Origin of the sequence: Sphingopyxis granuli NBRC 100800, assembly GCF_001591045.1 — a bacterium.
GTDB classification, from domain to species: Bacteria; Pseudomonadota; Alphaproteobacteria; order Sphingomonadales; family Sphingomonadaceae; genus Sphingopyxis; species Sphingopyxis granuli.
In genome coordinates, this window is the sequence record NZ_BCUA01000001.1 from 110,706 (window position 1) to 136,600 (window position 25,895).

General features: G+C 60.6%; 18 protein-coding genes. 6 read left to right on the top strand and 12 right to left on the bottom strand.

The window, feature by feature from the left end; genetic code table 11:
* Nucleotides 1-43: 43 nt before the first annotated feature.
* A complete protein-coding gene (locus SGR02S_RS00505; protein ID WP_067105036.1) occupies nt 44-727 on the bottom strand; it encodes a DUF2238 domain-containing protein in 684 nt (227 codons plus the stop codon).
* Nucleotides 717-1,610, bottom strand: coding sequence for a universal stress protein (locus SGR02S_RS00510; RefSeq protein ID WP_067105037.1), 894 nt, complete (start codon nt 1,608-1,610; stop codon nt 717-719). Before SGR02S_RS00510 ends, SGR02S_RS00505 begins: the two co-directional genes overlap by 11 nt.
* Nucleotides 1,611-1,870: 260 nt before the next feature.
* On the opposite strand from SGR02S_RS00510, the gene SGR02S_RS00515 reads away from it, so the two are divergent.
* Together SGR02S_RS00515 and SGR02S_RS00520 are read left to right on the top strand one after the other, a co-directional pair.
* Nucleotides 1,871-2,104 (top strand): type II toxin-antitoxin system Y4mF family antitoxin, encoded by a 234-nt coding sequence (locus tag SGR02S_RS00515; RefSeq protein ID WP_174521634.1) that lies wholly within the window; start codon nt 1,871-1,873, stop codon nt 2,102-2,104.
* Entirely contained in the window at nt 2,101-3,366 is a 1,266-nt protein-coding gene (locus tag SGR02S_RS00520) for a type II toxin-antitoxin system HipA family toxin (protein WP_067105040.1), read from the top strand. The genes SGR02S_RS00515 and SGR02S_RS00520 overlap by 4 nt, the downstream gene beginning before the upstream one ends.
* Nucleotides 3,367-3,492: 126 nt before the next feature.
* Here SGR02S_RS00520 and SGR02S_RS00525 read toward each other — a convergent pair whose 3' ends face one another.
* From SGR02S_RS00525 to SGR02S_RS00555, 7 genes are all read right to left on the bottom strand, one after another.
* Nucleotides 3,493-6,834 (bottom strand): DEAD/DEAH box helicase family protein, encoded by a 3,342-nt coding sequence (locus tag SGR02S_RS00525; protein ID WP_067105042.1) that lies wholly within the window; start codon nt 6,832-6,834, stop codon nt 3,493-3,495.
* On the bottom strand, nt 6,834-7,295 hold the full coding sequence (locus SGR02S_RS19795; protein WP_156482900.1) for a hypothetical protein: 462 nt from the start codon (nt 7,293-7,295) through the stop codon (nt 6,834-6,836). The genes SGR02S_RS00525 and SGR02S_RS19795 overlap by 1 nt, the downstream gene beginning before the upstream one ends.
* A 1-nt stretch (nt 7,296) precedes the next feature.
* Nucleotides 7,297-10,416: a site-specific DNA-methyltransferase gene (locus SGR02S_RS00535; RefSeq protein ID WP_067105046.1), complete on the bottom strand. Its 3,120-nt coding sequence runs from the start codon at nt 10,414-10,416 to the stop codon at nt 7,297-7,299.
* 41 nt (nt 10,417-10,457) lie between these two features.
* Nucleotides 10,458-13,331 (bottom strand): SNF2-related protein, encoded by a 2,874-nt coding sequence (locus tag SGR02S_RS00540; RefSeq protein WP_067105047.1) that lies wholly within the window; start codon nt 13,329-13,331, stop codon nt 10,458-10,460.
* Nucleotides 13,332-13,426: 95 nt separating this feature from the next.
* Nucleotides 13,427-16,057 carry an AAA family ATPase gene (locus SGR02S_RS00545; protein WP_067105051.1) on the bottom strand — a complete coding sequence of 877 codons (2,631 nt, stop codon included), beginning with the start codon at nt 16,055-16,057 and terminating at the stop codon, nt 13,427-13,429.
* Entirely contained in the window at nt 16,054-17,163 is a 1,110-nt protein-coding gene (locus tag SGR02S_RS00550; RefSeq protein ID WP_067105053.1) for a metallophosphoesterase family protein, read from the bottom strand. The genes SGR02S_RS00545 and SGR02S_RS00550 overlap by 4 nt, the downstream gene beginning before the upstream one ends.
* Nucleotides 17,164-17,166: 3 nt before the next feature.
* Nucleotides 17,167-20,466, bottom strand: a complete 3,300-nt coding sequence (locus SGR02S_RS00555) for a TM0106 family RecB-like putative nuclease (protein ID WP_082796850.1) — start codon at nt 20,464-20,466, stop codon at nt 17,167-17,169.
* Between the two features lie 105 nt (nt 20,467-20,571).
* Here SGR02S_RS00555 and SGR02S_RS00560 point away from each other — a divergent pair, with 105 nt between their 5' ends.
* Nucleotides 20,572-21,555 carry a helix-turn-helix transcriptional regulator gene (locus SGR02S_RS00560; protein ID WP_067105057.1) on the top strand — a complete coding sequence of 328 codons (984 nt, stop codon included), beginning with the start codon at nt 20,572-20,574 and terminating at the stop codon, nt 21,553-21,555.
* 36 nt (nt 21,556-21,591) lie between these two features.
* Here the strand turns inward: SGR02S_RS00560 and SGR02S_RS00565 are convergent, their stop codons facing one another.
* The 3 genes from SGR02S_RS00565 to SGR02S_RS00575 all read right to left on the bottom strand — a co-directional run bounded on the left by SGR02S_RS00565 (nt 21,592) and on the right by SGR02S_RS00575 (nt 23,116).
* Complete coding sequence (locus SGR02S_RS00565) at nt 21,592-22,065, bottom strand: hypothetical protein (protein ID WP_156482901.1); 474 nt, start codon at nt 22,063-22,065, stop codon at nt 21,592-21,594.
* A 191-nt stretch (nt 22,066-22,256) separates the two neighbouring features.
* Nucleotides 22,257-22,766: an RES family NAD+ phosphorylase gene (locus SGR02S_RS00570; protein ID WP_067105064.1), complete on the bottom strand. Its 510-nt coding sequence runs from the start codon at nt 22,764-22,766 to the stop codon at nt 22,257-22,259.
* Entirely contained in the window at nt 22,766-23,116 is a 351-nt protein-coding gene (locus tag SGR02S_RS00575; protein WP_067105066.1) for an antitoxin Xre/MbcA/ParS toxin-binding domain-containing protein, read from the bottom strand. Before SGR02S_RS00575 ends, SGR02S_RS00570 begins: the two co-directional genes overlap by 1 nt.
* A gap of 399 nt (nt 23,117-23,515) precedes the next feature.
* On the opposite strand from SGR02S_RS00575, the gene SGR02S_RS00580 reads away from it, so the two are divergent.
* From SGR02S_RS00580 to SGR02S_RS00590, 3 genes are read left to right on the top strand one after another with little or no spacing between them, the layout of a single operon-like run.
* A complete protein-coding gene (locus tag SGR02S_RS00580; protein WP_065846061.1) occupies nt 23,516-23,845 on the top strand; it encodes a helix-turn-helix domain-containing protein in 330 nt (109 codons plus the stop codon).
* The gene (locus tag SGR02S_RS00585) at nt 23,832-25,535 is read left to right on the top strand and encodes a SulP family inorganic anion transporter (protein WP_067105068.1); all 1,704 of its coding nucleotides are present in this window, start codon (nt 23,832-23,834) and stop codon (nt 25,533-25,535) included. Before SGR02S_RS00580 ends, SGR02S_RS00585 begins: the two co-directional genes overlap by 14 nt.
* 31 nt (nt 25,536-25,566) lie before the next feature.
* On the top strand, nt 25,567-25,875 hold the full coding sequence (locus SGR02S_RS00590; RefSeq protein WP_065846063.1) for an alkylphosphonate utilization protein: 309 nt from the start codon (nt 25,567-25,569) through the stop codon (nt 25,873-25,875).
* The last annotated feature ends 20 nt before the right edge of the window (nt 25,876-25,895 follow it).

The following is a 25,895-nucleotide window of genomic DNA, read 5'->3' on the forward strand; positions in this document are numbered from 1 at the left end:
TCAGGCGATCCCCGTGCGCCGTCCGCAGGATGGTGATCGCAATTCAATCACCGAAGAACTGGGGATTGCGAGCGATGAAGCGTCTTGCCCAGTTGTCCAGGTAGGAGGATCGGGCGCGACTGAGATAGCGCCAGCCAGCCACGCTGATCGCGAGCGCGCCGATGGCGTTGACGATGAGATCCCACATTGTGTCGGTGAGGCCAGACGGGTCGCCGAGCATGGGCTTCTGCATGGTCAACCCGAAAACCTGGTCCATCGTGAACTCGAATATCTCCCAGAGAGCGCCGATCGCCTGGGAGAAGCAGAATGCAAAGACCGCGAGAAATGAAGGCCTCATATGGAGGTCCACATGCCGATCCTCATTGAGGATGTAGACCGTCATGAACCCCTGAAGTCCCAGCAGTAGCCCTGCCGTTGCATGGAGGATCAGATCCCACCACCAAAAGCGCTCGTAATAGTCGCGCACCTCTCCGAGGAAGAGCGCCGCGAAACCGAACAGAATGGCAAGTATCTGTACTTCGGGCGGTATGTGAACGGAAAAGCGGGCTTTCAGCACGATGGGCATCGCCATCGTCAGCATGATCCCGGCCACCAGGAAGACGTGGATCCATTGCTGCTCGATGGTCAGGAGAATGAGCTCCGCTGCCATCACGGACTGTAGGGCGACGAGGATGACGAGATGAGCGAGCCTGACTCGCCTTTCTTCATCTCGCTTGTTATCCCGCATCGTCAGGTGCGATTCCCTGGATAATGCGTTGCGCTGGTTCGCTCGCCCGGCTGTCCTGTGGAACAAGCAGTACGTCGCATTCAAGGCAGCCGACAAGGGCTCGCGCCGTGCTCCCGAGCATCGCTGTCGCTAGCGCCGAGCGTCCATGGGTTCCAATGACCGCGAGATCGACAGCGTTCGCCTGCACATGGTCGCGCGCAACCCGGCAGACGTCACCATAGTCCACGCTGACATCGAGGAGTGCTTGCGTCGCAGGAGACAGGGCGGTCGCGCTCAGGAATGCGTCCAGCTCGTATGCGATATCCGCCTGTTGCGCCGCGGCAGGGCCCTCGCGACCGCGCAACGTCTCGAGCCGAACATGATACGCGTGCAGGAGCGTGATTGCCGCCGTCGGGAACAGGTCGACCGCGGTTGTAAGCGCAGTTCTTGAGCATTCCGAAAAATCCGTGGCCGCCATCAACTGCCGATACTCTGCTTCCGCGCGTCCCTTGACGATCAGGAGCGGCAAGCCTGCCCGCCGTGCCAAGCGTTCGACCGTGGTTCCAATGAGGAAATCTCCGAGCTCATCCTTGCGGGAAATGCCCGTGACGATGAGCTCGACCGAGAATTCGGCAGCGACATCGAGAATGGTCGAAGTGACATCGCCGAACGCGACCCTCGTGCAAATCGCAATATTATCGTCTTGCACTTCGCTCTCGAGCTTCGCCTGGGCCCGATCCATGGCTTCTTCGCGATCCCAAGGTATCGTCGCATCGTTCTCGAGGACGTGAAGAAGCACTAACCTGGCGCCCCAGGCGCGTGCCAATAGCACCGCCCGGTCGCGGGAGCGATCGCACCGGCCGGTAAAGTCGGTGGGCAGCAGGATAGTTCGTGGCGTGACCATAAATTCAACCGAGGAGACAAGCAGGTACCATGGACGGGAAGGTATCAGCGGTCGTCGACGTCTGCAAAGGGACTTGCATCAGCTTGTCTCAACTTCAGGATATGGGCCGGTTCGATTGCGGCGCGTGCGCGGCGATATCCCGAGCAGGAAATTTATTAGCTTTCTTGCTGGGATCGGATCAATAATATCCCGATCGGGTAAATTGTGGGTTGAAATTGCATCCAGGACTTAATATTTCCCGACCGGGAAAGTGAGGGGTCGTGCTGGACGCAACAACGATCGGGCAGATCGTCCGGAATGAGCGCAAGGAGCTTGGACTTCGCCAGGATGAGCTGGCAGCCGCTAGCGGAGTTGGACTGCGCTTCGTCGTCGATCTCGAGCGGGGCAAGGCGACTGCGCAGATCGGCAAGGTCATCACAGTCCTCGCCGCGCTGGGATGTGAGCTGCAGATCCGGCGGCCGGACGGGGTCGTGCTTGTAGGCCGGCCGGCATGACCCCCGATATCGTCGATCGCCTTGTCATCTGGTCGGATCAGCGCATTGCCGGGGAGCTTGCGCTCGATCGCGGCGGTGCGATGCATTTTACCTATGCTTCCGAATGGCTGGCGGATCAGATAGCAAAACCGCTCTCGCACGCTCTACCGAAGCAGGCGGAGTCGTTCGGCGACGCGCTATGCAAGGCTGTTTTTGGGGGACTGTTACCCGAGGAAGGGCAGCGAACCGCCATCGCGCGGGTGCTCGGCGTATCGCCTGACAATCCGTTTCGTCTGTTGGCGGCGCTTGGCGGTGATGTTGCCGGGGCACTTGCATTTCTCCCGGAAGGCGAGACGCCGCCCGCTGCACCCGCAGGTGAGCCCGCCCATCCGCTGGATGAGGTTGAGCTTGCGGCCTTGCTTGTTCGCTTGCCTCGTGTGCCGATGCTGGCTGGGGAAGGGGGCGCCCGGCTCAGCCTGGCCGGCGCCCAGGGTAAGTTGCCCGTCGTTCTGATCGATCGTGCCATCGCTATCCCCCGCATCGGCGAGCCATCGACCCATCTCATCAAACCAGAGCCTGACCGCTTTCCCGGCCTGGCAGCCAATGAGGCCTTCTGTCTGGCGCTGGCGCGGGCGGTGGGTCTCGACGCAGCCATGGCGGAATGGCGGGCCATCGCTGGCCAGCCCTATTTGCTCGTGACGCGCTATGATCGCCTTGAGGCCGATGTCGGCACCACTCGGTTGCATCAGGAAGATTTTGCCCAGGCGCTCGGCGTGCCGTCGAACCGCAAATATGCGAGTGAAGGCGGGCCAACTTTTCGCGATGGCTTCGCATTGGTGCGTCGGGCCACCACGCGGCCCGCACGCGAGGTGCTTAAGCTCGCCGATGCGGCGATCTTCAATCTGGTCATCGGCAATGCCGACGCCCATGCCAAGAATTACAGCCTGCTGCGCCGGGATAATGGCGAGGTGGTGCTGGCACCGCTTTATGATCTCGTGGCGACCCATATGTGGCCGGAGCTCTCAGCGAAGCTCGCCATGCGGTTCGGCCGTGCGGCGACCCTTGAGGACGTAGGGGCAGAGAGTTTCGAGCGCTTCGCCGAAGATGCGGGCCTGGCTCTTCCGTTCCTGCGCCGGCGTGCCGCGGCGATGGCCGCGGCTATCCGCGGCGCCATCGCCGATGGGATCGAGGTGCCAGGGCTTGAGGATGCGTCTCGTCTTGGTGAACTGCCGACGATTGTACGCGACCGTGCGGATCGGTTCGCGCTCAAGACCAAGCCGTGAAGGGCGAAAAATATAAGATATTGATATACAAGGATAAAAGATTGATAATATATCTTATGTTAAATTTTAGACGTGCGGCATGGTGGATGGCGGATGCATTAGTGTCCGCCATCCAAGTTTGCGCTGTTATGCCGTTGAAACAGCTCCGATACTTTTTAACATCTTGCTCAAATACTTCTCGGAGCCATCGTCCATGAAAAGCACATTGCGCGTCTCCAGATCCTCCTTTGAACCTGCAGTCCCGACGTTCAAGAGGTCGCTGTACTGAGTGTAAGACAGGATGAAGGCATTCAGGATTAGGTCCGGATCGTCTAGTTCCTTCTGACGTTCCTTGATCTCGGAATAGAGCCCTAGCTTCGGGTCGTTGAGGTCGAGGTTCCGGATGCCTTTCGGATCAACAAAGCTGAGCCACTGCTGGCCCGTCGCATCATCGACCAGCCATAGCAGAAAGTCGGGATAGAAATTACCGGCTCTTGCGAAGCCTAGGCCTTTCGCCTGAGTGTCTGCATTGCGCAGCAGATACAGGCTCCGCCCAGCAAGCAGCTCTTTGGCGACCGATGAATTGTAGAACGCTTCTAGATCGCGAACGAATTGAACCTCGCTGGGGGAATCGAAGGCCAGAGGACGCATCTTCAGAGGCAAGTTACCGGTCACGTCAGGTGCCATCAGCGGATAATATAGGTGGCGAGCAAAGCTGATCGCGACCATGTGAGGCGCATTCCACTTGCTCGCTTCGCCGATCTTGCTAGCGGCAACTAGGTCCTTGAGAACCTTTAGCTTGGCCTCGTATTCCCGACCATCGTCCGTGGCGTCAATCTCGAACTGATAGAGCTTTAGCATCGAGCCGTGATCGTCGGTGATGTAGGCGACGTCGTAGAACTGCCCCTCGTACCCGGCTTTCAATGCCTGATAGAAGCGATCGGTATATTCGGTCAGTAGCTGAACGAGAATGTCCTGCTGCTTGTTGACGTCGGCAAAGCCGTTTATGGCCAACTCTGCCTGGGGAATGAACAACGTGTACCAAGCGTCGCTGCCAGCGCAGAAGTCGATCAGGCGCTGCCGGTCTAGCCGAAGGTTGCTCCAGGCCTTCAATAGCTTGTATTCCTGCAATGCGAGAAACACCGCGTCCCAGTCGAACATGGCCATGGCGGCGTGATCAATCTTGCCCTTGTAACGCGCATCGGGCGCAACCTTGACGGCAGAATTGTCCTTCGTGCTGAGCGCTTCGATCCTCGGATAAAGGTCTAGCGTGGCATGCGGCAGCTTGATCTTGCCGACGAAATCCGCTGGCACTTCATACAGCCAAGGGAAGTGCGTGCGCTTGAAGCCCTTGATCTGATTGTCCTTGTAGCCGTCCTTCAGCTTGAGCGTCTTGAGGCGCTTGTCAGCCGGCAGGTTGGACCTCGTGGGGAAGTTCAGCTCGATTATCTCGTCGCTGGGCGTGATGCCCTCTTCCTTTAGGTAATCCTTGAAGGCGGCCATGTAGTTGGCCCGAACGCCGAAGATGTTGAGCGTTTCCAGCCGCTCCAGATGCACACCTTTGGGCCGTTCGTTCGGAAGCGAGCGTTTGAGTGACATGCCCCTGCCCTTCAGGCGCACGCCGCGCCCGAACAGCTGGATGATCTGCGAGCCTTCGCCTTGGCCCATGTTGAGCAGGCCCATGGTCGAGACGCGCCAGCTGGACCAGCCTTCGGTGAACTTGCGCGAACCGATCAAGACGTTGAGCTTGCTGCCCTCCTGATTGATCGTGCCGAACAGGCCGTCGCCGAAGTCGTCGGATTCGGTATCGAAGGCGTCGACATCCTCCGCCGTTTTGAAGAACCCGGCATCGTCGCCGATGTTGATGACGCCAAAGTGGGGCGCATTGCCGATGCGCAAGGCTAGTTCGCCCTTGCTGCCCTTGAGATTGACCAGCTTTAGCCGCTGGCGCGCTTCGGCGTTGAACAGGCGGCGCAGTACGTCGGCATATATCGTTTCGGCATCGCGCTGCATGAGGGGCGAGAATCGCCCGGCAAAAACGTCGTTACCCTTTGGATCCAGCAATCGCGCCTTGTCTGCGATCAGGTCGGCGATCCATTCGATGGACTGGGCGTCATCGTTCAGGAACGAGGCCAGGAACTCGAGCACCGACAGAACATCGCTGTCTTCGCCCGACACGGTATTGCCGACGAATACCCACAGCGGCTTGTCGATGTTGAATTCGGCAATCTGGTCACGGTGCGTGTCCCACAGCCAGAGCTGCTGGTAAAAGCTGAGCAGGCAGGCTGTGAAATAAAGCGCACCATGCTTGTCGTACCCGGCATCGTCCAGGTTCAGGATCAGCGACTCCTTCCCGTAGCCGTCGGCGTAGAAGTACTTGTAGCTGTAATCGATCAGCACGGCCTTGGCGTAAGCCTCGCGAACGCCTTCGATCCGCGCGCGGGCATGGTCGGCCGAAGTGAGCGCGACCTGCGCCTTCTCGCTCTCGTCGAGCTGCCGATAGGTCCTTGCAAACTGGCGCCGGGCCTTGGCGTTCAGAATGTCCTGCTCGGCCTTTTCGACCGTTGCGCCCTTGGCGACCGACTGACTGAAGGTGGCGCTGTATTCGAAGGCGAAGCCGCCGCGTACCAGCGCCGCGCGCCGTGCCATCCAAACGCCACCCGCCGTGCCGGCGCCGCGATGCCCTTCGTCGACTAGGACAAGGTTGTTGCCTTCGAAGGCACCCGTGGCGACGGTCTTGTCACCCATTTCCTCGGCCAGCTTTGTTACTTCGATGACATCGATCCAACCCTTGTAGAGGCTGTCAGACTGGTTCTTGTCGAACAGGTGGGCGTTGATACCGGAGAGCCGGAATTCCTCCAGATGCTGGCGCGACAGGCCTTCGTTCGGCGTCAGCAGGATGATCCGGTCGGGCCAGACGTTGCTTCGGCCGTTCTGGAAATAGTGCAGGTACTGGTGGATGTTGACGTGCAGCAGCAGCGTCTTGCCGCTGCCGGTGGCGTTCCAGAAAGCCAGCTTGTTTAGGTCGTCCGCCGTGTAGTCACGGAAATTCTCGGCGCCCGGCTCCAGCCGGTAGGCCGCCATCTGCTCGTTCAGGCCATCGAGCAATTGCTGGGGCCGGTTAAAATACCAGTCGAGATAGATTTCAGCAAAAAGCAGCGACAGGTACTGGAAGTACTTCAGCGTCAGGATCACACCATCGGTGGCGTTGCGGCGGTGGGTGATGGCCTGCCAGTGACGCACGATGTTGAGGTCATAGCGCCGCAGATCCGCCTCGCTGATCCGGTCCATGTTGAACAGGTTGCGGGTCAGCTCGTGGAAGAAGCGGGTCTGGCCGTCGTCGTCGATGCCTTCGTGCCGGTCTTCGCCCAGCCGTTCTTTAAGCGCGGAAAGCGATCCGCCCTTGAAATGGCTGAGCATCCAGCGGTTGAGCACCAGCTCCTGGTGGAACGTGCGCCGGGCACGCGCGGCGCGGGGAGTGCGAGCCATCAGAAACCACACGCCTTATCGATAATCGGCAGTGCCTCCCTTGAAACGAAAGAGAAGCTCTGTGGCGCGAAGTATTCAAGCATCTCGGTCAGCTCGGATATCTTCGCGGCCTTAGGAGCAATTTCGATACTTTCGAATTTGAAGAGGCCAATTGTGGGAGCATTGCCTACATAAGACAGGATGTCGCTCTTAGTCATTTCGAGATATTGGTGGTGCTCCGCAGCAAAAGTGGCAGAAACTCTCCCAATGGTACCGACTCTGCCCCGAGCGATTATCGCACTAACAGGGGCATTCACGTGGAAATAGACAAATTCAGGCTTCGTCACCAATGGCACACGCTTTCTGATAACCCACGTTGTCGCGCCACGTTTGATCGGATCAGCCCATTTCGCTCCGAACGACAAAATAACGGCATTAGACCTGTCGTCGGGATTGGCTGGTCGAACCGGGATCTGGTCCATATCAGGCCCCCTCTGCATTAGAGAACATGGCCTCCAGAAAAGCCGGTTCAATCTGGCGTAGCTTCAAGGCCTTAGTGACCTCCCCTTCAGCCTCGCTGGCGGTCAGCACCGATGGGATGTTGTGGTCGCCGTTGAGGTAGACAATCTCGTATTCACTGTCCGCCGGGTTGATCGCCAGCTTGTCGCACAAGCGGGTCAGGCCTTCGTAATCGAGCACTTCGCAATCGCGCCACAGGATCAGCGTCTTCTCGCCAGTCGGCAATGTCCCCTCGACCGTCACAAAGCCCTGCTTGTGCTGAATGTCGATGTGCCGAACGGTGAGGCCGATCAGGTAGTTGAAGGTCTCGACCAAATCGACCTTGCGCGGTTCATAGGCGCCCGCGCTGTCGACCGCGATGTTGAGCGTATAGTCGAACGGCTTGCGGAAATCCTCTACTGACAGCAGCGACCCGCGCGCTTCTACATTGAGCATGTAGCGCATCAGATAATCGTCGCGCGCCTGGTCGCTCATGGCATCGAGCAATGCACCCTGCCGGTCGTCGCGCCGTAGGTTCAGGTTGTTCAGCGTGTCCTCGTAGCTCTCGACCCTAAGGACCTTGAAGGTGTGGCTAACGCCGGTCTGGGGAGTCGTCGGATGCCCGTTATCCCATTCTTTCGAATAGACAGTCTTTTGAACACGAGGCTTCAGAACAGGGTCGAAGTACTCTCCTTGCTCAACAATTATATATTTGCGCCGACCACCATCTGACCGATTGAGTTCTATAATCGCGTGAGCTGTCGTGCCGGATCCTCCAAAATAATCCAGAGCAATTGCGTCCGACTTATTGCATCCGGAAATATAAATTGCGTCACGAACAGCATGAATAGATTTTGGATAAGAAAATACAGAGGTTCCAAATAGATCTTTAATTAGAGCGGTTCCATGCTCTGTTGCGGAGTACTTTGCATCATTCCAAGTCGAAACTGATACAACGCCGAGCTCGTGCGGTCGACGCTTCAAATAAGGATACAAGCGTCCAGATCGATCAGCGCGGACTTGGATTTGGTTGCCGGCTGCGCGGACTGTCTCAGACTCCCACCGCCACCTCTTTTCGTGACCGTCATCGTTCGTCGGCCACGCCACCTGCTCATCGTCGTTGGGTTGTTCTAGAATGGTCCACTCGTTGCGATCCGCGTTCCATTCCATTTGAGGTACGCGATAAGAATCGGACGTGAGATATATGGGGTAATACATGCGTGGGCGATCTCGACGGTTTGAGTCCGATCCCTCACGCCGCAAGTTTCGCCATTCGAATGGACCATCCGCATCAATTTGATTGAAGCGAGCCGTTTGGTCTGGCGTCGGTGGCAGTCGGCCAATCGTTGCCTGATCTGAAGCGCCAGCGGCGATCAAGTACTCATGAGAGATCGAGTAACCTGTTTGAGTTGGTCGGCCAGATGGATTTGCCCGAATGGAGAAGGTGCCAAGCAGGTTACCGGCAAAGACATCCTGGCAAATAAAGGAAAGCTCTCGGAATTGCACATCATCGATAGCGGCCATGAGGACGCCGTCACTGCGCATAAGCGGCGCACCTGCGGCTAGGCGACTTTGCAACAAGCACGCCCATGAAGAGGACTTGTAGCCATTCTTGTAGTTAATGGCCGACGCGTCGGTGTTGTAAGGCGGGTCAATGTAAGTGGCTTTGACGCATCCCCTGTATCGCTCGGTCAACAGCGTCAGTGCCTGGAAATTATCCCCATGTACCAATAGCCCGTCGGTGCTGGCATCCAAATCAGGAATGGCTTTCAGTAGATCGGCCCGGAACGCTGACTCGAACAATGCTGTGTCCACCATCAGATAAGGCGATGCCTTGAGGTCACTTATGCTGCCAGCCTCCGCGCTGTCGCGCATTCCCAGGTCATGCCACTGCGCCCATTGCGCCGGGTTTGCGGCAATTGCCGGATAAAGGTCCTCTGGCGTCCGGTCGAGCGTGACGCAGTAGTGCGCCGACACGACGAACTTCTTTTTCAGCCACAGCTTTTTTTGGAAATCCTCGATGCTGGCGAGGAACGTGATCAGGTGCAGTGCGATCGCGCGCAGGCACTGGATCATGCGCAGGTTCTTCTCGATCGCGCCGAACGCCGCTGCGTTTTGCACATCGTCGAGCTTCATGACCTCGTTCTTGATGTAGAAGTCCAGCTCCCGCCGCAGGAATCCGCCGAGATCCTTGTGAATGAAATAGTCGGCGGTGTTCTTCTGGGTGTAGTTGGTGAGGCACTTATCCAGAATGGTGCGCTGCGGGTTGCTTTCCGTCGGCGCACGCTCGGTCAGGCCCAGCCACTTTGCCTTGACTGTTTCGTCCGCCAGCACGGAGGCAACCGCCTGGCTGACCAGTGCGTCCTGTTTCGTGCCCTTTGGCATGGCCTTGTAATCGAAGCGGATCACCAGCGTGCCGTCTTCCTCGCTGACGGGGACGATGGTCTCGTCGTATTCCTCGCCGTCCTCGTCGATCCGGGTGACGGTGCGGGATTCGGCCAGGACGAACCGGCGCTCCTTGTCATTGTCCTTGCGATTGTCCTTCGCGGTGTCGGCCGCGACGAGCCTGAATTGCACCGACCGCCCGTCTTCGAGCTTGAAGCCGTAGTTGCTGAACGCTTCGCCGGACTTGGTGTAATACTGATCCTTGTTGGCCCAGTGCAGCACCACCTCTTCCCCGGAATAGGGGATGGCATAGGTATCGCCCTTGTACCGGCGCTGGCTGATGAAATCGCCCTTGTCGTAGTAGCGCGAGAAGAAGGTCAGCAGGTGGGAAAACACCTGATTTTCATGTTCTGACGCACCGGTGATGGCGGCAGCGATGGCCTCGCGGAGCTTCTGCACGGCAGGCACGGTGTCCGGATTGACGCCGTCGGCTTCATATTGAGCAATCTTGTCGGTCAGCTCCTTCGCCAGCGAGTCGGTGTTGGCGGCGGCACCTGAGGTAAACGCCTCTGCCACTTGCTCCTTGAGCCGGGTGGTCAGATAGGCATCGATCTCGCCGGCGCGGGCGTTGAGGATGCGATAGACGCCGAAATCCAGCTCGGGCCGGTCAATCTGGAAAATCTCACGTAGTTTGGTGACCAGCGCGTCGAAATTGTTCATTCTTTTGGTACTTCCCGGATTCTCTCAATGCATCCGCAGTCCTATACGACGGACCAGCGGATCGTGAACAAGGTTTCACTGGCTTGCGCACGCTGCATGCGTTTCTGTAGCCCGGCAATCAGCTCATCGCGTTTCTCGGCAATCTCGTCTTCCTGGACGAAGATATCCTGTCGCTGCTTGCGCTGGCGGCGCTCCAGCTCCTGGATCCGTGACTGGAAGCCGTGCTCCTCCTCGAGGGTGGTCGCCTGACGGGCCTCTCGGCGGAGCATTTTGATCTGCTCCTTGGTGTCCTTCAACGCCTTTTCCGCCGCGAAGATCTTGTCCTCCGCCCAGTGCTCCAGCCGATCGCGGGCGACTGCAAAATGCTTGTTGTTGGCCTCCAGCGAGCGATTGAGCGTGGCGCGAACGTGCTGATCGGCTTCGGCATTCAGCCGAGCGGACAAGTCTGGCGGCAGGATGGAACATTCGTGAACCGTCGCGGCGACGCCGAACAGTTTTGTGCAGGCCTCCTGGTCGATGGATCGCCCGGCATCGTCGATAGCGGAGAACAGCAGATATTCTTCAGTTTCGAACGCGGACACCGTCAGGCGCCGCAGGGTTAGCCAGCCGCTCCGTCCCTTCAGCGCTTCGACAACCGCGACCCGTCCCGGATGCGAGGAAATTTCAAAGCGCAACTCGGCTATGGGTGTTTCGGCTGCTTTGGCCTGCTCTATCACGCATTCGCCCAGCGGGTGCGAGAGACGGTAGAGGAAATAACCATGCTCGGCCGCGGGGCGGTGACCGGCGGCATTCCGGGATATCAGATGGTACCGGCCCTTGGGAATGTCCGCGGCGGGAGGTGACGTCAGTTCGAACGTCAGCGCCTCTTCATCAAAGCTGGCGCGGTCCTGCAGCACAAATTCGGTCAGGTTCCAGAAGGCGCGGCCTACCCGATCAAGCTGCTGGCGCGCATTTTCCAGCCGAAGTCGCAGCCTTGCGTGAACGTCCTCGTCGAAGTGCTCCAGCAGGGCCTTGCGGGTATCTTCCATGCGGGCGTTGATCTGTTCGTCGAGCTCGGCCTGCAGGGCATCGAACGCCGCAACGATTTCGTCTGGTGTACGGCAGTCCTGGTAGATCGCCAGGATCCGCTTCTCGAAATCAACGCCAGATTCGATCGAGCCAAGCACGTCGTCGGATGCACCGAAGACACCGTCGAACAGGTTGAACTTCTCGGTCAGCAGGGCGTGAACCCGCTGATCGGCATCGTTACGTTCGTTCAGGAAATTGATGACGATGACATCGTGGGTCTGTCCGTAGCGGTGGCAGCGGCCGATGCGCTGCTCGATCCGCTGCGGGTTCCAGGGCAAATCGTAATTGATGACCTGTGAGCAGAACTGCAGGTTCACACCTTCGGCCGCAGCCTCGGTGGCGATCATGATCGAGGCATGGTCTCGGAATTCGTCGATCAGGGCGCTGCGAAGGTCGATAGCGCGAGATCCCGTGACCCGGCCACTGTTGGCATTGGCCTTGACCCACTGGTCATAAATTTCGGCTGTGCGCGGACCGTTGTTGGTGCCGCTGAATGTGACGACCTGCCCGGCATATCCATGGGATTCGAGGAAAGCGTAGAGGTAATCCTGGGTGCGGCGGGATTCCGTGAAGATCAGAGCCTTGCGGGCGGCTCCCATCCGGCCCTGTTCGGCAAAACCGATGTCGAGTGCGGTAAGCAGGGCCTTGGACTTTGTGTCGGTGCCGATCGAGCGTGCCATTGCTGCCAGCGCGGCAATCTCGTCAATTTCGGAACGAAGCCGAGCTGGCTCGATGACGGTGGGTGACTGGTCGGCTTCATCTTCATCGGCAAGCCATTCGTCGAGCAATTCCTCCTCGATCTCCTCGGCTGTGATGATTTCATCAGTCCAGTTGTCATCTGGCTCGGCACCGTCGCGAAGATCGACCAGCCGCTGTTGCAACGTGGCCAGCGTGCCCGCGATGGCGTGGGAAGACGATGCCAGTAACTTGCGCAGGATCAGGACGGTCAGATGCCGCTGCCGCGTCGGGATCGCGTAGCTGTCCTCACGCTGCAGAAATTTGGAAATGGCGTCGTAAAGCGCCTGCTCGGCGTCCGTCGGGCAGAACGGCTGCGTGACGGCCCGGCGCTGGGTGTAGCGGACGTATTCCAAAACCTGCTTGCGCAGGGTGCGCTTGCAGAATGTCGCCAGCCGTTGGCGCAGACCAGGGATGTCGCCGCCAGCGTTTACGTATTTGGCGCGGAAGGCATTCGGGTCACCGAAAATGTTCTCGTCAATGAACGATGTCAGCCCGTAGAGTTCCATCAGGCTGTTTTGAAGCGGCGTGGCCGTGAGTAGGAGCTTTTTGCGGCCTTCAGTCCCCCAGCGCAGAGCCTGGCCAATACGATTGCTCGGGCGGTAGGCGTTGCGGAGCTTGTGGGCCTCGTCGATAACAACGAGGTCCCAGGCGATGTGACGAAGCTCGTCCTGCAGCTTGGCCGCGTAATGGTACGACAGGATGACCACGGCCTTTTGCTCCAGCGGCAAAGCGTGGCCTTCGCGTCGAAGTGATCGGTGCGTTTTGGCATCAATAACGACTGCCGGAAGGTTAAATTTCTCCGTCAGCTCGTTGGCCCATTGCTGCCGGATTGATGCTGGGCAAATGATTAGAAGTCGTCTTTTGCGCTCTGCCCATTTTTGGCAAAGTACGATCCCCGCTTCGATCGTCTTTCCTAGGCCGACTTCATCGGCAAGAATGGCCCCTTCTGAGATTGGTGATTGTAAAGCAAACATCGCTGCTTCGATCTGATGGGGATTAAGATCGACCGATGCATCGAATAGGGACATCGAGAGTTGGTCGGCATCGCCCGGGGGCGCCTGCCTTGTAAGATCGTAAGCGATGTATTTGCTGTGGTATGCGGTTGACATGTGATTCGTGTAGGCAATCGATCGTGCGCCTGTCGAGTGTGGAGGTCGTGCAGCTTTGAAGGGGGCCGGCGATTGCCCTGAGAGCGCCGCGGCGTTCAGAGTTGCACGCGGTTTGCGGACAAATGCCGGAACGCCCGGTCCCGGCAGGTGAGCAGGATCACCTGCATGCGTTGGGAGGCTTCCTCCAGGATTTCCGTCATAAGATCGAGCCGCCCATCGTCGGAATAGACCAGCGGATCGTCGAGGATCAGCGAGACCGGCAGGCCCTGCTCCAGCAGCATGTCGGCAAAGGCGAGGCGGGTCAGGACCGCCAGCTGCTCCTGCGTCCCCTTTGAGAGCGTTCCGCAGGCTTCGCTCAGACCGGATCGCGTGACCGAGGCCAGGCCGAGCTCTTCATCGAAGCTGAGGTCGGCACCGGGAAACAGGCGCTCGACATGCACGCGAGCGCGCTGGGCCACTGGGCCGACAAAGGTCCGAGATGCCTCCCCGCGCGCCTCGTCCAGCACATCCTTGAGCAGTTTGATCGTGGCCGCCTCTTCGTCGAGCCGCGCCAGCGCCTGTGTTGCGGCATCGGCTTCTTCGGCTGCGGCTGCGGCCAGGCTCGCCAGGCCCTTGCCGCCCTCGCTCTCAATGATCGCCTCAAGGCGGGCGATATCCTTTTCGAGGTCGCTCCGCCGGATTTGCCCGGCCCTTGCCCGGCTATCGATCGTTTCGATCTTGCGGTTGATCGCCTGCACATCATGCGCGGTGGCGTCGCGCGTTGCTTCGGCCAGCTTGACAGCGGCCTGGGCAGCATCCTCCCGGGCTTTGGCGATGGCGTCGGCGAGCCCGGCAAAATCGGGCTTCCGTTCGATCTGAGTGATGCGATCCGACGCATGGCTCTGATCGCGCTCCGCGCCCGCCTGCTCAGCGGCAAGCGGGCGGTCCCTATCCTCTATTTCTCGCAGATCCTGAACGGCTTGGTCATACAGGGTTTCAGCGCGCACCGCGGCAGTTTCCGCCTCTTCCACGCTGCGGGTAAGCAGATCGATCGAGATCTCGTCTTCATCGGATGCCGGCGATTCCGTTGGAACACCGGCCACGAACAGCTTGAGCGCATCAGGGCCTGCCGCAAGATCCAACAGCGGCTGTGCCGGCGTGAGGGCGGTAATCTTGGTTTCGAGCAGTTGGACGGTCCCCTGCGCATCGCGGGCCGTATCGTTTCGCGTCCGCGCCGCGACAAGATCGACGACGTTCCACTCGGCCAGCTCTAGAGCTTGCCGCTCGAGCAATTCGGCCAGACTGGCTTCCGCACTGGCTGCCGTTGCCGGTGGGCGGATGACGAGGATGCCCCCGCCCAAGGCAATCTGCGTCTCACCGGTCAAGGTGCGCGGGCTATTTGGTGTCAGGGGCTCGCCGCCTATGGTGATGCCCGTAGCGTCGCCCGTAAGCTCGATAGTGGTAGCGCCGGCATTGACGGCTGCCCGCGCCTCCGCGATCGCACGGTCATTGGCATCTAGTCGAGCGAGCGTCTCAGCCGGAATGACCTGTGCGGCCTGATTGCGGGCATCCGCCAGCTGCTTTTCGAGATCGAGGAGTTTGGTGTGCCGCTGGCGTGCATCGGTGATGGCCGCGTGGCGCTGACGCTTAGCGAGACGTTCCTCCCCTTCGCTAAGCGCCTGGCGGGCTGCGGCGCGATCATCGCGCGCCTTGTCGAGTGCCGCCTTCGCCTCAGCCACCTTCGTGCGTCCCGCTTTCAGCTGACTAGCAAGCTGCTCGCGATCGGCGGTGATTGCGGTCAAAGATTCGCCAGCGACCCTCAGCGCTTCCCTCGCGGCCTCGTGCTGAGCCTGCAGATCCTCGATGCGATCGAGGTTGGCAGAGACATTCTCATGTTCGGCCTTACGGGTCTCCAGGATCTGCGCGGCGGCCTTGGCGACATCTAGAGCCTGAACAAGACCGGCGCGCTGTTCTTGCTCGGTCTCGTCTGCCAGCTCCCGCTCAATAACTTTCAGTCGGCCGCTTGCCGCTTCCAGCTCGCCGAAACTCTTTTCGAGTGCATCGAGTCGCATTGTCGCGTCCGCCGCGGCTTGCCGTGCCTGCTGGTCACGATCCCGCGCCGCTTGCCAACGCCCCTTCGACTGCGCCTTTCCAGTGGGCGTCCAGTAAATGTCATATTGCTCATCGATCCGCTTTTGGACGCGCTCATAGGCAGCGCCGCCGACGATCGTCCCGACTTCCGCCTCCAGCGTCGCCTGGATGCTACTGCGCACGATACTGCCGGGCGCGGTCACTTCAAGCGCCTGTGCCTGCGGAACCCAAAGCAGACCGAGCGCGCCATAGGTGGCCGGGTCACCGCGCTGGCTGCTGTCCTTGACGAACCCAAGAAGCGCCTGCAGCCGATTTTCGGCCTCCTCGCCCTGCGCTCGGCCCTGCGGCCCCGTGACTTCGACCTGTGGGCTTTTGAGAAAGCGCTTGGCGATTTTCCAGCTGTCGGCGCCAATATTGAAACTGACTTCGATCTCTGGCGCGACCGCCTCGCCATAAGGCGCAAAACTTTGGGCGAGCTGATTCTTCGTGGCATGGCGGACGAAGAAAGCCGCACGCAGGGCCTCAAGGATCGTGGATTTCCCACTCTCGTTGGGCTCGATGATGATGTTGAGCCCCTCGCCCAGCCCTTCGATCGTCAGGGGCTCGCGGAACTTGCGGAAATTGTTGAGGCTGATCCGCCGGAGTTGCAGGCTCATGCTTGGCTCCCCCGATGATATTCGACAAAGAGCCGCTCTATCGCGCGCCGCGCCAATATGGCTTCAGTCCCGCCGGCCGCGATCGTCTCGGTGAGTTTCTCAGCCGCTATGCCGAGCAATCCCTCGACCTTAAGATCCGCCAAATCCTGCTCGCCCGGCCGGCCAACAAGATCGTCCGCCCGGACATCAAGGTAACGAAGGCGATGCCGCAGGTCCTCTTCGAGCCGTGACAGAATCTCGACGCGGTCGGCAAGGCCCGTGATGCCCGCCAGCGAAAGGCGCAGCAACGTTGCCGCAGGATCGATAGCCGAGAGCAGCACGTCGCATTCCGCCGAAAAGGCGGCCGAGTCCTGCAAAGTCCAATCCCTGAGCAGCCATTGGAAGCGGCCGGTGCGCACGGGTTCCACCTTCGGTTCCACTCCCGGCGCAAGCTCGACTATCAGAGCATGACCCGGCTCATCGCGCTGAAAACCGTCGGTTTCGGGGGTGCCGGCATACCATGTGCGCGGCTCGACCTTGAGCGTGCCATGCCAATCACCGAGCGCAAGATAGTCGAGATTGGACCGCTTCGCGCGATCGGGTGCGATCTGGTTCTTGGTCTCGCCGCGCGCGGTAAAATCGCGGATGGAGCCATGTGCAAGGCCGATACGCAGCTTCGCGCCTGGCGTTTCCATGCTGTCGAACAACTCGGTCGGATCGTCGAGATGGTGACGATGGAGGAGCGGTGCGGGTAGCAGCCAGACCCCTGCTTCCATCTCCTGCGCGATGGGTTCGGCGAGCAGGATGATATTGTCCGACGCTTTGTGACGGACGCGGTCCCACAAACCGCCGTTGCGGGCATAGTCATGATTACCCGGGAGCAGCCACCAGCGGCAGGGATAGCGCTGCATCCGCGAGACTGCCTGGACGATGACCCTATCTTCGGGACCTTCGGTATCGAAGATGTCGCCCGCGACGATCACATGCCCCACCTGCTGGGCTGCAGCGACCTCGCCGATCCGGTCGATGGCGTCGAAGCGCGCTTCGCCAAGCGCCGCGCGCACCTCGGGCTCGAACCGGCCGAAGGGTTTGCCGAGCTGCCAGTCAGCGGTGTGGAGGAAACGCATGGATCAAGATCCCGTACTGAGAGGCGCAGAAAATGGCGGAAGGGCACAGAGCGTGTTGACGAGCCGCATCTGCTCGATGCTGGTGCAGTTGGCCTCGCGTAGGCGGTCGCTGCCAAAAACGAGCGCAAGCGCTTTAGCTCGTGAGACCGCGACATTGATGCGGTTGAGCGAAAAAAGAAACTCCATGCCGCGGGCCGTCTCGTCGGCCGAGGATGCCGTCATGGAGACAAGGCATATAGGGGCCTCCTGGCCCTGGAACTTGTCGACCGTGCCGACGCGGATGCTGCTCGGCAGCCCTGCCCGCAGCGCGTTGACCTGTGCGTTATAGGGGGCGACGACGATGATGTCGCCGGGGCCGATAGGGCGCGTGGCGCCGTTCTTGTCGGTCCAGCTCCCTTGCAGGAGATTCTCGATTGCCGCTCCGATCGCCGCAACTTCCTCGGCGGCAATCTGGGCATTACCGTCATGAGCAACCGAAACCCAATATGCGCCGGCCGTGGGCCAGGCCGTTCCGGTAACGCTCTGGCGCTCGGTATCGCTATGGCTGGCTAGCCGCCCCTCATAGACCTGGTCTGAAATGAAGTCACAAACCGCGGGATGCATCCGCCGGGTCTCGGCAAGGAATATGCCCCGATCGGGAGAGACGGTGGCATGCTCGCCCAGCATCCATTCCAGGCATGACAGGTTGGCGGGCGCAGGATGCGCGCCCTGGATGACCTGAGGCAGCTGACGCGGATCGCCGACCAGCACGATATTGCGCGCGGCACGACCCATGGCGACCATGTTGGCGAGGCCCACTTGTCCCGCCTCATCGACAAACAACCAATCGAAGCCCTGCACATTCTCATCGCGCGCGAAGAAGAAGGCCGTGCCGCCGACCACATTGGCGCGGGCGAGGATCAGGTCATCATTGGCCGTGGCGCGGTGAACCGGACAATCGCTGGCATAGCCATCATCGCCTCCGGAAACCTTGTGGGCAAACGACACGGGAAAGGTGCCACCTTCTTCCTCGCGAGCACGCAGGCAGCCGAGCAGGACATTGCGGATCGCTTCATGGCTGTTCGAGGCGACGGCGACCCGATGTCCCGCTCTGACCAGCGCCAGGATCACCCGGGCCGTGACGTGCGTCTTTCCCGTTCCCGGCGGCCCCTGGATCGGGAGCAATGTCTGATCCATGGCTCGCGCCGCGGCGATGGCGCCCCCCACCGGCTCCCCGCCGCCGAGGATGTCGCCGTCAATGCCGTTCAGACGCGGGGCCGCACCCGACAGCAGATCATCGACGGCAGACAAGCGCCGCGGCCCGCATTGATCCTCGATGACGTCGCGCACCGCTGCGGCCAACACCTTGGTATCGAGCGGCCAATCCGGATGCAGGGTCAGACGATCGGCGAGCAGTTCGGCCCTTGCCACACCGACCTTCAAGGTGATCGTGCACGCATCGCGATCCAGCGCCTCAATCGCGACGGTTGACGGCGGCCCGTCAATCCCGGGCACAGTGGCCTTGCCGCCTTCGCGCAATTTGGTTTCCTGAGACGGAAAGCGATAGGTGCGCATCACCGAGCGCTTGATGGGTTCGATACCGGATATCGCCTCGAGTCCCGCCAAGGCGTCGAGATCGTCGACAAGCTCTTCCTCATCGCGCGCCGCACTGTCGAAAACCGTCCACTGGGCAGGCTTGGCTTCACGCTTGTGGAACAGCCCCAGATTAAACAGCAATTCCTGACGTTCTGGGGCCAAAGTGGACGCAGCCAGGCGATCGCGCAGCGCCGTCGTTTCCTCGTCCTCGACGGCCTCCTGCTCGGCCGCGTCCTGTGCAAGCACGGGCCACGGACCATCGGGCCGGATGCTGACTAGCCAATCGCGCAGAAGCTGGGTCGACTGGCAGTCGATCCGATTATAGTCCTCGATCTCGTCGAGGATTTGCTGATCGCCCGTCTCGCGCCAATTTTCATAAGCGACGACCGACCCGCCCGCTGTTTTGACCTCGCCTTCGCGCTTCAAGCCATAAAAGGCCTCCAGCGCCTTGATGGAGTAGCTCGGTTCGGAAGCAATGAGCGCGCCGCGCACGACCGCATAGAGGTCGACAAAGCGGCGTTCGCGCATGAGCCGGTCGAGAAAGGCCTCGCCGATACCATAGCGCGTGGTGAGACGCCGCAGCGCGGTGATCTCATAGGGCGCATAATGATAGATGCGGGCCTCCGGATAAGCCGTGAGGCGATCGCGAAAAAACGCAAGCAGCCGTGCGAGCGCTTGTGCTTCGGCGGCATGGTCATGGGCCCAGAAGGCGTGGAAACTACCATCGGCCCAAACGCCGTGCAGATACTCAAGGCCTCCCTCATAATGGGGGTCGCCCTCGATATCGTAGAAGAGATCGCCCACCTGCGGCCGAGGGAGCAGGTCAAAGCCTTTGCCTGCCTGTGCCGGGCGCAACTCGAAGGTGGGTTCGCCGGTTTTGCGCGCGTGCTGCAATCGTGCTTGGCCGACAAGCTTCTCCGCTGTTGCACTCGCAACGCCGCGCACCGGGCCGTCATGCCGAGCGAGCGCGGCCATAGTTTCGATGCCGGATGCCTCGAGCTTCTTCACTTGGCCGCGGGTAATATTGGCGACCTGGAACAGGCTGTCCTGGCTGGTGAGGACAGCGTCGCAATGATCGGCCCACCGGCACAGCGAACAATCCGCGCAAGGGATCGGCCGCGTCGGTTGGGGGGACGCAACAAAGGCCTCGAGCTTCGCCCGCGCACCGCGTGCATAATGAGCATAGTCGGCCAAACGCAGCGTCGCGCGCGTGCCATTACCGAGCTGCACATGCGCGTGCTCCGGCATCACCCCCTGGATCTCCGCCAAAAGGTCGGAATAGAGCACGAGCTGCAGCACATGCTTGGGGTGGGCTTTGCGCTTTTGCTTGGTGTCCGTCACTTCGTAGCTGAACGGCCCCAGCAATGATGGTCGCTCGACCCGCTCGAGAAAATCGGACCAGCCACCCCACCGCTCAGCCAGAAAAGCCCCTTGGAAGATGATCTGCGAGCCCAGCGCCAGGGCCGCTCGCGTCTCGTCCGCGTTCTGTGCAAGGTCGCCACGCGCGATCTCGACTACTCCATGGCCCGCGTCCTTCAGCGTCACCAAATGGGCGGCCTCATGGGCATCGCCCTGTTTCTGAAGCAGCGCGGCATCCTCGGTATCTTCCCGGGGGGTGAGCGGCTCGCCGCGCATATAGGCAAGGTCGAGCACCGTCGCATGCGCGCAGCCGACGAACCGCATAAGGTCCGTCGCTGAAAACAGGATGGTGTTCCCGATCGTCCTCACTTGGCCCCCTTCGATTTGCCCTGTGCCCCCACGAGGGAATCACCTCGACAGGCGTTACCCTGATCCTTAGCATGCGAGGGTGTCAATCTGTGACATGGACATGCAATGACTTTCGCCAAGGCTAACGATCTTCTGCGCCTCGCCCAGCTCGCCGCCTCCCGGCGTTTGGGCATCAGTCTTGAGGAAATCTCTCAGGAATTCGGTATTTCGCACCGCACAGCGCAGCGCATGACAAGTGCGCTGGAGGATAATTTCGCGAATGTCGTTGTCGTGGAGGATGACGATCGCCGTCGGCGCTGGCGCATCCAAAGTCCCATCCCCGAGCGGCTGCAACCACGCCAGGAAAACACCATCGAGGCGCTGGAAATCGCCGCTCGCGCGGCCCGCGATCAGAACCGGCTTCGCCACGCCCGCGCGCTGGAAGATCTAAGAGACAGCCTGATCACGCGCCTCTCCCCGCGCGACGCGCTGCGCTCGGAAGCCGATGCGGAGGCGGTGCTATCGGCTTTGGGCCAAGTGGCGCGGCCAGGCCCGAAGGTCGCGATGAGACCTGAGGTCACCGACGTTCTGATCGAGGCGCTGCGCGGACCGTTCAAGATGCGCATTGTCTATGGCGACACCGACGCGGAAACCCGGACGGTCGAGCCGCATGGGCTCTTGCTGGGATTGCGCAGCTATCTCGTTGCGCGCCAGGCTGATCGAGGTGAGAATCTCCGCCATTTTCGCCTGGACCGCATTCACAGCGCCGAATGTCTCGATGAGAGTTTTCCCATCCAGTCCGGCTTTTCCTTGAACGATCATGCGGCGCAGGCCTTCGGCGCCTATCAGGACCCCGCCCAATATAGTGAGGTCGTCTGGCGTTTTCTTCCCGAAGCAGCTCCGCGCGCGGCGGAATTCCAGTTCCATCCCAACCAATCGGCCGAATATCGGGACGACGGCAGTCTGATTGTTCGGTTCAAGGCCGCAGGCTGGCTGGAAATGGCCTGGCATCTCTATCAGTGGGGCGACAAGGTCGAGGTGCTGGAACCGGCGGGGTTGCGGGCGCTGGTCGAGGGTCATGCGCGTCCGGACTTCCCGGCCCTGCCCTGATTGATCGATTTGTGTCGCCCTCGGTGGCGGCGGGTTTCAGTTGAGTTCGGCGAGGAAGTTGGTCGAGATAGACTTGGACCGGCGGCGCATAGGCAATGCCGTCGATCCTCTTGCCCACCGCGATGTCGTGCTTGCTGGCATCTTCGATGACGCCGAGATTCCAGCCTTTCGATACGAGTCGAGCATTGGGCGCGAGAGGACCTCGCTGTGCAGCCGCCCGCCCTGCATCCGGCATTTGAGCTGCGAGATCGCGGAGAGGTACGGCGCATATGCCTGCGCTGCGGCCTCCGTCGTCACGACATATTGCGCGCCGACACGCTCATCTCCGTCGCGCTGATGCACGGAAGCGCCCGGCAACGCTGCTACGGCGCCGCACAGCTCCTCCAGCAATTCGCGCTCCTCAAGCTCAAAGATTCGCATATTCGGCGGTATGGCAATATTCACTGTCCAGCGAATTTTGTAGAAACGGATCTTTGTTTCGGAATTGCGGGCAATCGGAGAGGCATTCAACGTCGATGGTGTTTCAGCATTTCGCTGAAACCGGCATTCCGGTAAAATGGAAGCCAGCCACCCTTGAAGGCGGCGGAGCGCTATCCGTTTGGCAGCCCCTGCCTAAGAATGTCTCGAAGAATTCGGCACGGACAAAGCCAAGCAGTCGCAACGGCACAAGCATTCCTTCTGGCCCCTGCAATCCAACTGCGTCAATTCCGGTCCCAAGCAGCTAGTGCATCTTCGGGATCGAGCAACGACAGGGCAGCCCCCTCCCTTGTCGCTGTTTCGGCCTCTGCCCCGGCATCGTGCCACTTCCACAAGACAAGGTTCGTGCCACCCTTGTTCTGGACAGACGGAACCAACGCACCCTCGGCACCCGCAAGGGTCAATTCCTCTGCGAGCTTCCAACTGGGAGGAATGCCCTTCTCCACCATGAATATCTGTCGCCATAAGCATTCGGTGATCGCCGGATCTGTCCCGCGCAGATCGGCAATGGCGTTGGCGGTAACATCATAGGCGGCCAGCGTGCCGGGGCGCACGAGCTCCTGATGCATCTCGACTATCGCAGTCACATAGTCCGCGGAGAGGTAGAGTGCGGGCATGCCCATGGGGTTCCAGCGGCCGCCAGTCCGGTGTGATCCGCTTTCGAGTGGGCGGCGCTGCCAGCGCACGCCAAGCATTCGCCAGTAGCGACCCTGCAGCGGCGCCAGCGATGTCATCAGGAATAAACGCCCTCGTCCATGCTATCGAGCGTCCACAATACCGCATCGGCCTTGCCCTCTTCTACCAGTTCCTCGGCCGTCTTGCCAAAGCCGGGGATAGGCTGGTGGCGGAACCAGATGATCGCCCTGCCCTCATCGCCTGCAAGCTCGGCGGCGCGAGTGATGATGCGCGCAATTTCTCCCAGCTTGGCCTGCACGGCAGGACTGTCAGGATGCGCCGTCATCGTGTTGCGATTGAGGTGGGCAATCCGCGACAGGCGCGTCATCGGCAGTCGCAAGCGCTCCGCCATGCGGCGCGGTGCGATCAGGTCGCCGTCACGAATGTCATCTAGAAAAGCAGCAAGCATGAGTGCACTCCTTGCTTGATATATGCACCTATCTGCATTTCATTTCAATGATTCTGACGATCAAATGGGTATTTTCAGGCCCAATGCCGATCGAGCAGGCCTTCAAAGCCGTCTCTGCCTCCTCACGAGTGCCGCCCCACTCGGCCGGGTTTGCGAAAGTGAGGTCTGGATCTGCTGGAAGTTCCGTTGTGCCATGCCCAGGATCAGCTCAAACACGCGCCTGACCCTGCCTCCGGCGCCGCCTAGAACCTGCCCATATCAGAACAACGCGGACATGACTGGAAATTCCTTTGGCGTTGGCACCATCAGCGGAGGGGTTGGCTGCGGAATTTCATCTAGCATATCGCACATATGAGAGGTAGGATTGCAATTAGATGTTTCATACATCACGAGGACTCAATGATCACATCACAGCAAATGCGCGCGGCGCGTGCTCTTCTCGGTATCGACCAACGCCAACTGGCTGCTCTGGCCAACGTCTCGCTTCCGACGATCCAGAGAATGGAGGCGTCGGACGGGCAGGTGCGCAGCGTGGTCGATACGCTGGTGAAGGTGATCAACGCACTGGAAACCGCCGGAATCGAGATCATCGGTGAGAATGCGACCAGCAACGGCGCCGGGCGCGGGGTCCGGCTGAAGGATACCGCAGCGGGAAGTCAGCCGAAGCGCGTGCCATCGATGCTCTACGATCAGGCTGGCGAACCGCAGGCCGAAAATGAAGCCATATGATGCGCGGCTGACCGCGTTCACGCCGAAACTGGTAACGGTTCTCGGCGAGGGATATACGTTCGATCGGCTGCGGCGGGACAGCATTGCGGGGCTGACGGTCGCGATCGTCGCCCTCCCCCTCGCCATGGCTTTGGCGATCGCGAGCGGCGCGACCCCGGACAAGGGATTGATCACGGCCGTCATCGCCGGGTTCCTCATTTCGGCGCTTGGCGGTTCGCGCGTCCAGGTGGGCGGGCCGACAGGCGCGTTCGTCGTCGTCGTCTTCAACGTGATCGCCCAGCATGGCTATGACGGGCTCCTGCTGGCGACGCTGATGGCGGGCGTACTGCTCATTGTTGCGGGCTATTCCGGGCTCGGGAGCCTTGTGCGTTTCATCCCGCAGCCAGTGGTTACCGGCTTTACCGCCGGGATCGCGGTGATCATCGCTTCAAGCCAGGTGAAGGATTTCCTGGGCCTGTCAATGAAAACGGTGCCCGCGGACTTCATACCCAAGTGGTCGGCCTATTTCTCCGCGCTGGGGAGCCTGCAGCTCGCCACTCTTGCAATTGGCGCCGGCTCCCTCACGCTCATCATCGCTCTGCGAAAATGGGCCCCGCGCCTCCCCGGCTTCCTTATCGCCGTCGTGCTGGCGAGCGCCATCGTCGCCCTTCTGCATGTCCCGGTCGAGACGATCGGATCGCGCTTCCCCGAGCTTCCCACCGGCCTGCCCGCCCCTGCCCTGCCGGAGATCTCGTTTGCCCGGCTGCAAGCGGTGGCGCCGGCCGCCTTCACCATAGCGTTCCTCGCCGGGATCGAGGCGCTGCTCTCGGCCGTTGTGGCTGATGGCATGATCGGTTCCCGGCACCGCTCCAATCAGGAACTCGTCGGGCAGGGTGTCGCGAACATGGCCTCGGCCGTTTTCGGAGGGCTGCCCGCGACCGGAGCCATTGCACGGACCGCGACCAATATCCGCGCCGGCGCGGTGACGCCGATCGCCGGCATGCTGCACGCCGTCTTCCTGCTCCTGTTCATCCTGTTCGCCTCGAAGCTCATGGCCTTCGTACCGCTGGCCGCCCTGGCGGCGATCCTGTTCATGGTGGCTTGGGGGATGAGCGAACACCACCGTTTCCTTCAGCTCCTGCGCATGCCGAATGGCGACAGGAGCCTGCTGTTGCTGACTTTTGGACTCACGATTTTCATAGACCTGACGGTGGCGATCGCGGTCGGCGTGACGCTGGCATCGCTGCTGTTCATGATGCGGATGAGCCGGACCGTCGAGATCGCGAGCGATAGCGAAGGCGCCGCCTCCGATGCCGAAGAGGAAGAACTCGACCAGCGCACGGCCTTGCCGGCAGGTGTCGAGGTGTTCCGCATCGACGGTCCCATCTTTTTCGGGGTCGCCAACGACCTCATGGACACGCTGAGGCGCATCGGGTCCGCCCCCAAAATCATCATCCTGCGAATGCGCCGGGTCCCGTTGCTGGATGCAAGCGGTGTCGCGGCAATGGGCGACATTGTCGACCATGCCGAAGTGCTGGGCATCCGGGTCATCCTTTCGGGCGTGACGGCGCAGCCGATGGAGATGCTCGAAAGGGTATCGCTCGGCCCCTCGAGCAGTCGGGTTTTGCATAGTGCGAATTTCGCGGATGCCGTGCGGCTTGCTTCATCCCTCACCGTGGAGCCGGCCTCCACGGCGCCGACACTCCATTGATCACCTCTCTATTATCCGGAAGGAACCCAGGATGAGCGATGCAAACGACGAGTATGTCTATGATGACGCTTCAGGCGAATGGCTCCCCGCCGTCGAGGCTGCGGCGAAGGCCGCGGCAGCAGACTTGGTCGAGGTCCTGGATTCGGCAGGGAACATCCTCGCGGACGGGGACAGCGTCATCACGATCAAGGATTTGAAGGTCAAGGGGGCCGGGCAGACGCTGAGGAAGGGCACCGTGATCAAGGCGATCAGGCTGACCGGCGATCCGCAGGAAATCGACTGCCGCTACGAGGGTATCAAGGGCCTGGTCTTACGAGCCGAATTTGTGCGCAAACACTGAGGCAGTGAAGACGCGTTCTC

What these genes read in the sequence shown, in the direction of transcription:
- SGR02S_RS00505 (WP_067105036.1), bottom strand. Translation starts at nt 727, where the DNA reads ATGCGGGATAACAAGCGAGATGAAGAAAGGCGAGTCAGGCTCGCTCAT.
- SGR02S_RS00510 (WP_067105037.1), bottom strand. Translation starts at nt 1,610, where the DNA reads ATGGTCACGCCACGAACTATCCTGCTGCCCACCGACTTTACCGGCCGG.
- SGR02S_RS00520 (WP_067105040.1), top strand. Translation starts at nt 2,101, where the DNA reads ATGACCCCCGATATCGTCGATCGCCTTGTCATCTGGTCGGATCAGCGC.
- SGR02S_RS00525 (WP_067105042.1), bottom strand. Translation starts at nt 6,834, where the DNA reads ATGGCTCGCACTCCCCGCGCCGCGCGTGCCCGGCGCACGTTCCACCAG.
- SGR02S_RS19795 (WP_156482900.1), bottom strand. Translation starts at nt 7,295, where the DNA reads ATGGACCAGATCCCGGTTCGACCAGCCAATCCCGACGACAGGTCTAAT.
- SGR02S_RS00535 (WP_067105046.1), bottom strand. Translation starts at nt 10,416, where the DNA reads ATGAACAATTTCGACGCGCTGGTCACCAAACTACGTGAGATTTTCCAG.
- SGR02S_RS00540 (WP_067105047.1), bottom strand. Translation starts at nt 13,331, where the DNA reads ATGTCAACCGCATACCACAGCAAATACATCGCTTACGATCTTACAAGG.
- SGR02S_RS00545 (WP_067105051.1), bottom strand. Translation starts at nt 16,057, where the DNA reads ATGAGCCTGCAACTCCGGCGGATCAGCCTCAACAATTTCCGCAAGTTC.
- SGR02S_RS00550 (WP_067105053.1), bottom strand. Translation starts at nt 17,163, where the DNA reads ATGCGTTTCCTCCACACCGCTGACTGGCAGCTCGGCAAACCCTTCGGC.
- SGR02S_RS00560 (WP_067105057.1), top strand. Translation starts at nt 20,572, where the DNA reads ATGACTTTCGCCAAGGCTAACGATCTTCTGCGCCTCGCCCAGCTCGCC.
- SGR02S_RS00570 (WP_067105064.1), bottom strand. Translation starts at nt 22,766, where the DNA reads ATGACATCGCTGGCGCCGCTGCAGGGTCGCTACTGGCGAATGCTTGGC.
- SGR02S_RS00575 (WP_067105066.1), bottom strand. Translation starts at nt 23,116, where the DNA reads ATGCTTGCTGCTTTTCTAGATGACATTCGTGACGGCGACCTGATCGCA.
- SGR02S_RS00580 (WP_065846061.1), top strand. Translation starts at nt 23,516, where the DNA reads ATGATCACATCACAGCAAATGCGCGCGGCGCGTGCTCTTCTCGGTATC.
- SGR02S_RS00585 (WP_067105068.1), top strand. Translation starts at nt 23,832, where the DNA reads ATGAAGCCATATGATGCGCGGCTGACCGCGTTCACGCCGAAACTGGTA.
- SGR02S_RS00590 (WP_065846063.1), top strand. Translation starts at nt 25,567, where the DNA reads ATGAGCGATGCAAACGACGAGTATGTCTATGATGACGCTTCAGGCGAA.